At 42.4% G+C, this 11,711-nt stretch carries 11 protein-coding genes; 1 reads left to right on the top strand and 10 read right to left on the bottom strand.

What is annotated here, in order from left to right; translation table 11 throughout:
* Positions 1–23 precede the first annotated feature (23 nt).
* The 10 genes from DB520_RS03450 to DB520_RS03405 form a co-directional block, all read right to left on the bottom strand.
* Entirely contained in the window at positions 24–1,001 is a 978-nt protein-coding gene (locus tag DB520_RS03450; RefSeq protein ID WP_114748228.1) for a FecR family protein, read from the bottom strand.
* A gap of 84 nt (positions 1,002–1,085) precedes the next feature.
* Entirely contained in the window at positions 1,086–1,697 is a 612-nt protein-coding gene (locus tag DB520_RS03445; RefSeq protein WP_157971916.1) for an RNA polymerase sigma factor, read from the bottom strand.
* A 333-nt stretch (positions 1,698–2,030) separates the two neighbouring features.
* On the bottom strand, positions 2,031–3,053 hold the full coding sequence (locus DB520_RS03440; RefSeq protein ID WP_114748226.1) for an App1 family protein: 1,023 nt from the start codon (positions 3,051–3,053) through the stop codon (positions 2,031–2,033).
* Between the two features lie 23 nt (positions 3,054–3,076).
* The gene (locus DB520_RS03435; protein ID WP_232834817.1) at positions 3,077–4,504 is read right to left on the bottom strand and encodes a TolC family protein; all 1,428 of its coding nucleotides are present in this window, start codon (positions 4,502–4,504) and stop codon (positions 3,077–3,079) included.
* 39 nt (positions 4,505–4,543) lie between these two features.
* A complete protein-coding gene (locus tag DB520_RS03430; protein WP_114748224.1) occupies positions 4,544–5,899 on the bottom strand; it encodes an HlyD family secretion protein in 1,356 nt (451 codons plus the stop codon).
* Positions 5,900–5,903: 4 nt separating this feature from the next.
* Positions 5,904–7,616: a peptidase domain-containing ABC transporter gene (locus DB520_RS03425; RefSeq protein WP_114748223.1), complete on the bottom strand. Its 1,713-nt coding sequence runs from the start codon at positions 7,614–7,616 to the stop codon at positions 5,904–5,906.
* Positions 7,606–8,286, bottom strand: coding sequence for a TetR/AcrR family transcriptional regulator (locus DB520_RS03420; protein ID WP_114748222.1), 681 nt, complete (start codon positions 8,284–8,286; stop codon positions 7,606–7,608). Before DB520_RS03420 ends, DB520_RS03425 begins: the two co-directional genes overlap by 11 nt.
* A 170-nt stretch (positions 8,287–8,456) precedes the next feature.
* Positions 8,457–8,834 (bottom strand): DUF983 domain-containing protein, encoded by a 378-nt coding sequence (locus tag DB520_RS03415; protein WP_114748221.1) that lies wholly within the window; start codon positions 8,832–8,834, stop codon positions 8,457–8,459.
* A 42-nt stretch (positions 8,835–8,876) separates the two neighbouring features.
* Entirely contained in the window at positions 8,877–9,080 is a 204-nt protein-coding gene (locus DB520_RS03410) for a hypothetical protein (RefSeq protein WP_114748220.1), read from the bottom strand.
* A gap of 49 nt (positions 9,081–9,129) precedes the next feature.
* Positions 9,130–9,639 carry a DUF4920 domain-containing protein gene (locus DB520_RS03405; RefSeq protein WP_114748772.1) on the bottom strand — a complete coding sequence of 170 codons (510 nt, stop codon included), beginning with the start codon at positions 9,637–9,639 and terminating at the stop codon, positions 9,130–9,132.
* A gap of 153 nt (positions 9,640–9,792) precedes the next feature.
* On the opposite strand from DB520_RS03405, the gene serA reads away from it, so the two are divergent.
* Complete coding sequence (serA, locus tag DB520_RS03400; protein WP_114748219.1) at positions 9,793–11,685, top strand: phosphoglycerate dehydrogenase; 1,893 nt, start codon at positions 9,793–9,795, stop codon at positions 11,683–11,685.
* The last annotated feature ends 26 nt before the right edge of the window (positions 11,686–11,711 follow it).

Raw genomic sequence — 11,711 nt, 5'->3', positions numbered from 1 at the left:
CATAGGCAATTTGGGTTTTGGTTTTAAAATGAGATATTCACTTTTTTTCCGTCAATACTGAAGTCAAAATCCGTTGAGTACTGAAGGACTTTTAATACGTTTGGCAAAGTTTCACTATTCGTAAATGTCCCTGAGAATTTTCCATTTTTCGGTGTATTGCCAGTGACAATTATTTCGATTCCATACCATCTTTCCAGCCGTTTGAAGGTTTCTTCAATGCCCAATTTATCGAGATGGAGTATTCCCGATTTCCAAAGCAATGCCTTTTCCACGTCGGCCTTATACCTTGAGAGTGGGGCAATGGAGGAGGTTTTGCGTACGCCCTCACCTGGCTGTAATTCCAGTTCCTCTCCCCCACTTCCGGTTACGGATATACTACCACTGGCTAAAACTATGTCGATGACCCCTGGCTCGAAAGACCTAATGTTAAAGGAGGTGCCCAAGGCTTTGGTCTCAAGGTCCTCACAAAAAACCCTGAAGGGACTTTCCGGATGTTTAGCTACCTCAAAATAAGCTTCTCCTTTCAACACCACTTTTCTATCCGACAAAAATTCCTCTTGGTAGGAAATCTCGCTATCGGCATTTAGGTACACCGTAGATCCATCCTTAAGTTGAAGTTTGGTCTTTTTCCCAGGCTCGTTGGATTTGGTAATTATTGTGGGAGTGATTTCTTGGGGTTCTTCGGGATTTGTTTCCATCAAAAAAACAAATCCTATGATAAGGGAAATCGAGGCTGCAATTCCTATCCTAGTTGTCCAAAGTTGGCGATTCTTTCTTTCTTCCGAATATTTTGAAGCCTGGATTTCCCCAAGAATTTTGTCCTTCAAGTTTTGACCGTTCCAAGAAAAAGCTTCCTGATGTTCAAGGTTTTCAGGAAAATCCATTTTCTCATTTAAAAATTCCTCTGCCTCTTTGGTTTGAAGCCATTGGGAAAAAATGAACAGCTCCTTTTCACTAAGTTCGTTTTTTAAAAACCTTTTATACAGACTATTCTTATCCATGATGTTTGCTTTCCTCTACTTATATATAGACATAAGTGCTGGTAAACGCTCATCAGTTTTTTGAAAAAATGAAAAAAAATGGATTCAATAAAAAAAAAGATAAGCATTTGTTATCCAAATTAAGCTTGCAATACCCCATTCTTTGGCTAAAAGTTTGGTTTTTAAGGTTTTATTGGCTCTGGAAATTTGGTTCTCAACTCTCCTTTTGGGCACATTTAGCGCCTCTGCTATTTGATCAAGGGAAAGGTTTTCTTTATTTTTCATCAAAAACACCTGCCTTTGTCCCTTTGGTAGTGATTCTACCAACTTCTCCGCATGCGATTTTAAGTCTTCAAAGATCACAATGTCCTCGTCATTCTGAAACCCAAACCTAGCATCTTGTAGGGCTTTCATCCTCAGGTAGGAGAGTTCCAAAAGTTGTCTCCTTTTTTTACGGATTATCATGGATTTAGCAATTTTAAACAGGTAGGCAGGAAGGGATAAATTGGGGTTGATGGAGTTTCTCTTTTGCCAAATCTTTAAAAACACATCCTGAACAATCCCTTCTGCATCTTCATGAGAGTTTCCCATTTTTATGGACAGTCCATAAATTTTTTGCCCAAATTGGTCAAACAATTCCTCAAAGGCTTTTTCATCACCCTTTCGGATTTTGTTAATAAACAATGGGTCTATTGCTTTTAGTCCAGGTTTTTTCATATTGTCCGGCATTTGGGTTTACATGCAATCTACCTACCTACTCAGGATTGGATTATAAATATAACCAAAGGCTAAAAATATAAATCATATTTAACCATAAATCCTCTAAAGAAAGACAAGACAGGGAAGAAATTGTTCACAAAATAGTTATAAATAAACTAGTTTTATTTAGTCGATTTCCAAAACTCCTTCCCATTTTTTGCCCATATTGGGAATGTATCACTAGCAGATAGCTTCTAACGCCGAATGGTCAAAAAGTTTGGTATGGTTGCATAAGAATGATGGGACAATAATCTGCCTGGGAGCTTTTTAGAGGCAAAACAGATGCTGTCCTTATTTAGAAAGCGGCATGTTTTCCCTTGCATGTTCCAAGGCCTCCTTGGTGTCCTTTACCCAAGCCACATCGATCTCAGGTTCATATTTACCAAGGATTTGCTCTCTTTCTGGAGATAGTTTGCCGATCCGCCTGATATATACTGCCTTTACCCTACCCGGGTGCTTTTCGATTACCTGGGCATATAGCTCGGGATCATGCTGTCCGCTGTCACCCACTAGGATAAAGGTCATCTTTGGATAAAGTCCCATGAGCAGATCTATTTTTTCCATTTTGTGGCTATGGTCCCCACCTCCGGATTTCCAGATGTTTTTCAGGTTCACATGCAGGTCTTTGAGCAGGAGGGGGCCATTTGGGATATTTCGAAAGACCAAAAAGTCGTAGATCAAGTCAAACAGGTTCCAATCGCTGCTTGAAACATAAAATACGGGAACCTTACCTCCCATATTCAAGAATTTGTAAAACTCGCTGACTCCGGGAAAAGGCCTTCTGGTATAGGAGTTTTTGGATACCGATAGCCAAAATTTCTTTCCGATTTTGGTGGCATGCGATATCAAAATCGTGTCGTCGATGTCAGAGATTATTCCACTTTCCGTTTGGGATGGATAACAGGACAAGGAGGCCGAAACCTCTTCCTTTTCTGGCAGTATCCCTTCATCGGGGAGGATCTTAAAATAGGCCGTTTTGACGTTTTCGTTTTCCACCAAAAGGTGAGCATCAAATATGCCTTCCTCATTTGTTGTTAGGGTTTTTCGGATACTTCCTACCTCCATCATCACTTCTACCTCGGGAATGCTGCTGCCTGCATACCTTCTCATTGCCGCCAGGATGTTTTGTAAGGAGGTTTTCTTGGGGGAGGGTATGCTCTGCTTATAGGCTTCTACCACTCTTCCTTTAATGTAGAGTTCATTTTCATTGCCAAAGGCCAGAAAAACTTCCAACTTGGCTTTTTCGAGTTTTCCGAACCGTTTTTTTACTTTGGCCCAGAGTACACGAATAGGTAGGGATAAAATCCGTAACATGCTAACGATTAGCTAAGTGACCTTTAGAGTTCATCAAACCCCAATCCTGCCGCTGTCCTTACCCGCGATACTGCAATATTCCTTCGCACATAAATGGAGTTCATTACCACCATGGCATCAAATAGGCTCACCTCTCGGGCATTGATCAGGAAAAGGGAACTTTCACCCATGTCAAATTTCACCTTTTCACCCTCCAATAGTCGTTCCAAACCTATTATATTCTCCTCAAAAGTTACCAATTGCCGTCCGAGCACCTGGTAGTTGTTGAACTGTTTCTCTAGGTCGGCCACTAGTTTTTGAAATCTCAGGTCCCTTTTGTACGCGGTAATATTAATTTTTGCCTTTGTTACTCCCAGGGCTCCTCTTTCCCTTCTCAAAAACAGTGGGGAGCTGATGGTTAGTCCCCATTTGTAGTTATTTTCAAAAAAGGGGGCTTGTTCCAATTGATTGAAGGTTTCGGAGAGAAAATTGTAGTTGATCTTCACGATGGGTTTGAGCTGTTCTGATCTCCATCTCCTATCTACCTCCAGGTAATCCAGGTCATAGTCCAACAGCCTCAGCTCGGGATGCTGGGCCAGGATAACCCTGTACTCCTCCATGTCCAAAGGATAGATCCTTTCTTCATCTATTGGCATAGGTACCGTTCCTGGGTTCAAGAATATTGGGGCTTCATCCGAATCCCATAGAAATACGTTGAGGTCTTGGGTGCGGGCAAAAAAGGTGTTTTGGGCCTCTTGAAAGTTGATTACCCGGTTCAAGACCTGTGTATATGCCTCCACTGTGTCAATGGCAGGTAGATCCCCCTGTTCAAAGCTGGATTTTATGCCCTCAAACCTGATTTGGGCCAGCCTTACCCCTTCTTCGTATACGGCCAGGTTGGCATATGCTCCGGCCCAATCCCAATATGCCTGGGTGGCTTCCAAATAAAGGTCATTTAATATCAGCCTTCTTTCTTCTTCCGTGGATTTGGAAAAAATTTCTGCCTGCCTGAGGGCCAATCTTCTGGGGTCAATAAATAAGCCTTGTCCTACATTTACGGAAGCACCCACTGCCATGAGCCCCCCCTGAGGTACATTGTTTTCGGAATTTAAATAGACCCCGCGATTTTGTTCATATAGGCCCTTTAGCTCCACTCCTGCCATGGTGGGGACAATCACCCCTCCCTCTCGTTTGTTGTAGTATTCGGTTTCGTTAAAGTTTTTTTCATTTTGTGTCCCATAAAGGATGGGGTCAAAGCCTCCCCTGGCCATCCTAAGCTCTTGCCTACCTAGCTCCAAATTAAGATCTCCCTGCTTGGCAACCGGATGATTCATCCTTACCCAGTCTAAAAACTCATCAAAGTGGAGCACTTCTTGGGCCAGAAGCATATTTCCATAAACCAAACCAATCAGCAAAAGGAAGGTTCGTTTGAAGTTTAGGTAATACAGGGATAGTGATGAGATTTTGATCATGCCTAACTTAGTGTTGTGCGCTATTTTCCGTTATGAGGCTTATTTTTTGTCCTTGGCCATTTCTTTTGACTCCTTGAGGGTGTAAAAATCCGCAGGGAATCCGTTCATTTGTCGCCATATTTCATACCATATGGGCACGTCGTTCAAAAGCGTAATCCCCTCCGCACCAGAACCAATCCTCAAGGCATCCGGCCAAGGCTCCTCATCCGGATCGGGTACTACCAAGACGCGATACATGTTGTTTTGGCTGGTGAAATTGTCTATGGCATATATTCTGCCTCCAAAGGTCCCATTTGACAACTGTGGCCATCCGGAGAATACGATGGCAGGCCATCCGTCAAAGATAAACCTAACCTTGTTCCCGGTTTTTATCAAGGGGAAATCGATGGGTTGTACGTACATTTCCACCGCTAAGGAATAATCCTGTGGAAGGATACTGACTATTTCTGCCCCTTCTTTGATGGTTTCCCCAATACCCACCTGTATGGCCTGAGTCACATACCCTGATTGGGGAGCAAGCACATAATACATTCCAGACCGGACGGTGTAGTTGGAGAGTTGGTTTTCCAACCTGGTGAGTGTGGCTTCTGCATCATACTGGTCAGAGAGGGCTGAATACCTATCGGCATTTACCTTAGCCAGCCTATCCCTAAAGTCATTGTCTATGGCGTTGAGCTCAATCTGGGCGGTGATAAGGTCATTCCTGCTGCTAAGCAGCTGGTTTTCTGCGCTGATTTTTCTGGCTTGGGCCTCTTGGAGACTAATGGTTCTGACCTCCAAATCGGTTAGGGATTTTAGCCCCTCGTCATAGAGCTTTTCCATACGCTCAAACTGTCTTTCGGCAACAGTAAGGTTTACCCTAGCGGCCTCCACCATAATGCTGTCAGATTCTAGACTCAACTGGGCTTGCTGTAGTCGGTTTTGCGCCTGTTCCCTTCTGAGTCGGTTGTTTTGGGCAAGGGCTTCCAATTGATTTTCCTGGGCCCTTACCTTCTCTTCGTAGGACCTAACAGAAAGAAACTTGGCATCTATCTGTAAGCGGGTTCTATCTAGCAGCTCCGGATCCATATATTCATCCTTGATTTCGGAGATGAAAAGTATGGTGTCGCCCTTGTTTACAAAATCACCTTCTTGTACATACCATTTTTCTATCCTTCCTGGGATGATAGAGTGGACAGTCTGGGGTCGATGTTCAGGCTTGAGTGCCGTCATCATTCCCCTTGTCCGGAAATTTTGCGTCCAAGGCAAAAACAAGGTTACGAAGGCTACCAAAAGAATATATAGCAGGACGCGTATTCTTTTCCTGCTTTCGTTCTTGGGGATGGTCATCTTGTAACTGTCGAAGGCAAACGGATTGACCAAACCTTTGATCGAATTCTTTGAAACGTTCAACATGGCTTTAGGAGTTGTTTCTACTTAAGTACTCTGTATATTCTTGATAATTACCTTTAAAGGCGATCTCGCCCTGATCCAATTCCACGATGGTATCAGCGCGCTCCATGGTTTCTTTCTGATTGGAAACGGCGACCATAGTCCATGGCCCTTCAAATATATAGTCCAACAACCGCTGTGAGTCCTTTTGGTTGAGGTGGTTGAATTCCTCTTCCAGCAAGAGTAGCTTGGGATGAGCAGAAAGGCTCCTGGCGAGGATAATCTTACTGATAACCTCATGGCTTAGCTGACGCCCCTCTGGAAGCACGACGGTCTCCAAATCATCTTTAAGGCTGAAAATGTAGTCGTCCATACCCACAAGTTGAATTATATCCCTTAATTGCTGCTCATCTATTTCTTGTTTACCAACGGTGATGTTGTCCCTAATAGTGCCATGGAAGATGGACTGATGGGAAAGACTGTCCCCTATCATGGCCCTGAGCTTGTCCAGGGCGATGGTTTCCAGAGGAAGTTTGTTAATGATGATTTTTCCCGAATAGGATTCGATTAATCCAGCCATGAGGTAAAGAAGGGTGCTTTTCCCCGAGCCGCTTTTTCCGGTGAGCACTACTTTCTCCCCACTACCTATTTGGAGGCTTAGATTGTCGATGATTACCCGGTCCCCATTTGGAGGCCTATAGGTTAGGTTTCTCAAATCATAGGAGAAACCCGCTTCATCCGTCTTGATGGATTTGTCCACCCCCTCATTTCTTTCCAATTCCATGTCCATGATCAAGCCGATCTTTTGAGTAGCGGTAAGGGTATCATAGACGGTTTCTAAGCTAAGGATCAATTTCTCAACCGAACCCACGATCAAGACGATGATAATTTCGGCCGCCACAAATTGACCTATACTGATTTCATCCTCCATCAATAAAATACTACCTGCAATCAAAAGGGAAACAATGATCAGTACCTTGAAGGCAATCATCACCTTGTATTGCAAAATCAGCACGGCAAAGTGGTTGTTTCTATACTCCACGTATTTCTTTACTAATGTATCTATACGCATAAACGGCAGTGGTGAAAATCCTGCCAGTTTGAAGGTTCCAAGAGTTCTTCCTATCTCCTCAAGCCAGTAAGCAACCTCGTATTTTGCAGATGATTCCTTAAGGCTGGTGGCCATTCCTCTTGGGCTGGTGAGCTTGAAAATCAAATAAAGGAGAAACACCAATATGACGGCAAAAATGATAAAGAATTGGTGGTAAACAGCCAACAGAATTAACCCGAAAAATACCTGAAGGGAAGCTGTGCTGAAGTCAATAAGTAATTTCGCCAGTCCTTTCTGCAAGTTTATGGTATCAAAGAAGCGGTTAACCAGCTCAGGGGCAAATTTCCCCACCAAGGCTTCTGTTTTGATCCGGGGTAATCTGTAGGCAAATTCAAGGGCGGATTTGCTGAAGACCCGCTGTTGTAATTTCTCCGTTAGGTAGAGCTGACTAATTTGTAGATAACCGCCAAACGCCGTGCCTAGGGCCACTATAACTACAAGTAAAATCCAAGAAGTGGTCATTCGTCCACCAAGGATAAAGTTTAGGATGGCCTGAATACCAAGCGGCAAAATCAAAGAAACAACACCATTTAGTACTGCATAAAAATAAATGGCATATACTTCTTTTTTTTCCTCCTTTAGCAGTTCATAAAACCTTTTTAAGGGGGTGTCTACGATTTCAGTTTTCATCCTTTAGCGTTTTAAATACTAATTCATAGTAAAAGTCGATTTTCTCATTGCCCTTTACCGACAGTTCTGTCATGGCAGGCATGTGTTTGAGAAAAAAGGCCTGAAGTAAGGTAGATTCCATTAATGTAGAAACCAAGGTTTTTGGATAGGGATAGGTTGGGTTGATCTCTATTACTATATCCGCTAAACGTTTGCTGATACGGTGAAAAAACTTAAAATAGCCGTTCTTGTTTTCCGTATCCACTTCTTTAGTAAGAAAAGATTTGTAGGATTCCTCGGTAACGACTTGCGTAAGGATTACCGGATCCAAGTATTGATTTTCCTTGTTTTCAGGCCCCTCCACCAATAGCCTTATGGCTACCTTCATTTTTTCAAAAGGGTCGTTTAAGTTTGAAATAGCAAATACCAAATGGTGTTCCATCCAGCCCCAGTACCATGCCGTGAGGTATAGGAGCAACTTATGTTTGTTTTCAAAATACCGATAGATGGCTCCTTCTGTACTCCCTATCTTTTCGGCCAGTTTCCGAAAGGTAAAGCCCTCCATTCCTAATTCGGCGATCAACTCCAGACTCTGGTTGATTATCTTTTTTCCCAGTTCAGAACTCAATGGGTTTTTGAGGTAAATCTCATCATGCACCTGAACGACTATGCTGTTTAAAATTTGATCCATCCCAGAAAATAAAATAAAACATACGGGTTGTTTATACGCCTGCGAAAATAGTAAGGTTTACTCACTAATGAAAAAAAACAAATTATTTTTACCTGTTGCTGACGATAAATTATTTGAGCGGAAAATACTTGTAAACAATTTAATTATACCAAATATCCGTTAAAAAGTTTTTAACCCCTGTTTGGCTCATAATGGATCTTTCCCAACATGTATAAGTAGAGTACCTTGGAATACCGCAACATCAATGGAAGCAACAAAAGATTGAGGGCGATAACTGTCACGATGTATATCCAGATGGCCAGATCCCCGAAAAGTATGTTTATGGCAACAATTACGGTCAGAAAAAGGGCCACTGACAATGCATAGCTGATATACATCGCCCCATAATAAAAATCAGGTTCCGGCATAAGGTCCTCCCCACAATGGGGACAAGTGGAATGGATATGGGTTAAACGTTTAAAGCTAAAAACGGGAACCGAAAACAAATCTCCCTTTCTGCATTTGGGACACTTGGCTTCTAGCATTGCCTTTATAAGTGAGTGTTGCATTTTTAAAGTAGATGGTGAAATAAATTTAGCCTTTTTGGAAAATTAGCGTATTTCTTCTATATCATAATCTTTACCCCTACCGTACCTTAAAAGTTCCTCAAGAGTGTAAAATTCCAGGGTATCCAAATCTTTTACCTGAAAATTCTCCCTACCGGTCCTCTCCATTATTTGGAGCATCCGGGTTTCCCCTAGATTGACAAACCTATATATCCTTCCTACTCTTATGTTATCAATGGCTAATGGCATATTACAAATGCAATCAATTTTTTGGAGGTATAATAAAAATAAGGTTTGGCTAACTTTTGTTTAAAATAATTACCCCATCGGCAACAAAAGTAACGTTTTCCTCCGGGGAATCAATAGCTTCAATTTCCTCCTTTGATTTTCCGGCATCCTCTGCATAATGCCTTAAAGTAGCGACGTCCGTCACGGTTTTGGTGGCCTCTCCTTCAATAACCACCGGAAACCCTGTAGATTCTGTGGGCACAAAAAAGCCATAATCCTTAAACGTGACTCGCATCACCGAACCATCTGGAAGGCTGAGGCCCAACCAACAACCTTTATGGGTGCAAACCTCTTTGATTTCTCCCCTTACTTTGCCCTTAAAAGCCCCCTCATTATTGACCTTTTGATACATTTCGGCAACGGAAACTGCCTTTTCTTCAGTGATTTTATCTCCGTAATTTCCAGGAACCTGTGGGCTTTCTTCATTTTCAGCAATGGCCTTATCCTCCCCAACGGAGGAAGGGCTACCGCAAGATGCCATCATAAGCACACCTAGCATAAAGGGAACTAGCTTTTTCATGGTTGTGGTAAGTTGTTGAATGTCTTTTACAAAGGTAAGAAGGGAAAGTGTATTCTCCAGCAAATGGAGGAAGAAAGTAATTTTAGGTAATACCCTTAGAATTATATTATAATCTGTTAATTTTGCGGTTCATTAAAAAATCCGTACCAGCAAATGACCGTAACTAAAAAGTTCATCATTGATTTTGACAGTACCTTCACCCAGGTAGAGGCATTGGATATCCTGGGAGAAATCAGCCTCAATTTGGATCCTGAGAGGGATAAAAAGTTAAAAGCCATCAAGGATATCACTGACTTGGGAATGGAGGGAAACCTCACTTTCAGGGAAAGTTTGGAACAAAGGGTAGAGTTGTTGAACGCCAACCGCTCCCAAATAGCGGACCTCGTAAATGCCTTAAGGTCTAAAGTCTCTAAGTCATTTCAAAGGAACAGGGAGTTTTTGCAGGAGAATGCGGACGACATCTATATTATATCTAATGGGTTTAAGGACTTTATTATTCCCATCGTGGCAGAATATGGTATAAAAGAAGAAAATGTATATGCCAATGAGTTCCTATATGACGATGAGGGCAACATTATCGGCTTTAACCGGGATAATCTCCTTTCCAAAAACAATGGCAAACCGGAGACGATCAAACGGCTGAACCTGGAAGGGGACATCTATGTGATTGGGGATGGCTATACCGACTATGAAATCAAGGCCTCAGGGGTAGCGAACAAATTTTACGCTTTTACTGAAAATGTAAACAGGCCCAAAGTGCTGGCCAAAGCAGACCACGTCGCCCCTAGTTTGGACGAAATACTTTACGTAAACAAAATGAACAAGAAATTCAGCTACCCAAAGAGTAGAATCAACGTGCTGCTTTTGGAGAATGTACATCCTATCGGTGTGGATTTGATGAAGCAGGAAGGCTATAACATAGAGGTAGTTCCCTCCGCACTCTCAGAAGAAGAGCTGGCTGAAAAAATAAAGAACGTCTCTATCTTAGGCATTCGTTCTAAAACGCAGGTTACAGCAAAGGTTTTGGAAAATGCCAATCGGCTTTTGTCCATTGGGGCATTTTGTATAGGTACCAACCAGATTGACTTGGAAACCTGCCAGGAGAAAGGCATTGCAGTATTTAACGCTCCATACAGTAATACCCGGTCAGTGGTAGAAATGGCCATAAGTGAGATCATCTTCCTGATGCGGAACCTCTTCGACAAGAGTAGGGCCATGCATGAGGGCAAATGGGACAAGTCTGCAAAGGGTAGTTTTGAGATCCGTGGGAAAAAACTGGGAATCCTGGGATACGGTAATATAGGTGCTCAGCTTTCGGTGTTGGCAGAAAATATGGGAATGGATGTATATTATTATGATGTCATTGAGAAATTGGCTCTGGGTAATGCTACCAAACTCAATTCTCTGGAAACTCTTCTTCAAACTTGCGATGTCATAAGTATGCATGTGGATGGTAGGAAAGAAAACCATAACATCATGGATGAAACCCATATTCGTATGATGAAGAAAGGTGCCTTGCTGATCAATCTTAGCAGGGGACATATTGTGGATATCCCTGCTTTAAGGGATGCGCTGATGGATGGGCACCTGGCTGGAGCGGCCATAGATGTGTTTCCATCCGAACCAAAGAACAATGAGGAACCCTTTGAGTCCGAACTTATTGGGATGCCAAATACTATCCTTACCCCTCATATCGGGGGTAGTACCCTGGAGGCGCAACAAAACATCGCTCATTTTGTGCCAGGGAAAATCATTGAATACATCAATACTGGAAACACCTATAACAGTGTGAATTTCCCGAATATCCAGCTCCCCTTTTTACAGGATGCCCACAGGTTAATTCATATACACTCCAACGAACCAGGGGTTATGGCTGAAATCAACCAGGTATTGGCTGGACATAAAATAAATATTGTCGGACAATACTTGAAGACCAATGAGAAAATTGGATATGTGATTACCGATATCGACAAGGCCTACTCCAGCAAGGTGATAGATGAGCTCAAAAACATCAAAGGCACCATCAGGTTTAGAATGTTGTATTAAACAGGTATAACTGTCACTAACAAATA

The sequence above is a fragment of the Pleomorphovibrio marinus genome (assembly GCF_003347495.1).
GTDB classification, from domain to species: domain Bacteria; phylum Bacteroidota; class Bacteroidia; order Cytophagales; family Cyclobacteriaceae; genus Pleomorphovibrio; species Pleomorphovibrio marinus.
Note: the sequence above shows the minus strand (reverse complement) of the source record. Positions and strands in the feature narration are given on the sequence as shown.

Coding starts and splice junctions, on each gene's coding strand:
- DB520_RS03415 (WP_114748221.1), bottom strand. CDS start 8,834: ATGCAACACTCACTTATAAAGGCAATGCTAGAAGCCAAGTGTCCCAAA.
- DB520_RS03425 (WP_114748223.1), bottom strand. CDS start 7,616: ATGAAAACTGAAATCGTAGACACCCCCTTAAAAAGGTTTTATGAACTG.
- DB520_RS03410 (WP_114748220.1), bottom strand. CDS start 9,080: ATGCCATTAGCCATTGATAACATAAGAGTAGGAAGGATATATAGGTTT.
- DB520_RS03430 (WP_114748224.1), bottom strand. CDS start 5,899: ATGTTGAACGTTTCAAAGAATTCGATCAAAGGTTTGGTCAATCCGTTT.
- DB520_RS03440 (WP_114748226.1), bottom strand. CDS start 3,053: ATGTTACGGATTTTATCCCTACCTATTCGTGTACTCTGGGCCAAAGTA.
- serA (WP_114748219.1), top strand. CDS start 9,793: ATGACCGTAACTAAAAAGTTCATCATTGATTTTGACAGTACCTTCACC.
- DB520_RS03445 (WP_157971916.1), bottom strand. CDS start 1,697: ATGAAAAAACCTGGACTAAAAGCAATAGACCCATTGTTTATTAACAAA.
- DB520_RS03435 (WP_232834817.1), bottom strand. CDS start 4,504: ATGATCAAAATCTCATCACTATCCCTGTATTACCTAAACTTCAAACGA.
- DB520_RS03405 (WP_114748772.1), bottom strand. CDS start 9,639: ATGAAAAAGCTAGTTCCCTTTATGCTAGGTGTGCTTATGATGGCATCT.
- DB520_RS03450 (WP_114748228.1), bottom strand. CDS start 1,001: ATGGATAAGAATAGTCTGTATAAAAGGTTTTTAAAAAACGAACTTAGT.
- DB520_RS03420 (WP_114748222.1), bottom strand. CDS start 8,286: ATGGATCAAATTTTAAACAGCATAGTCGTTCAGGTGCATGATGAGATT.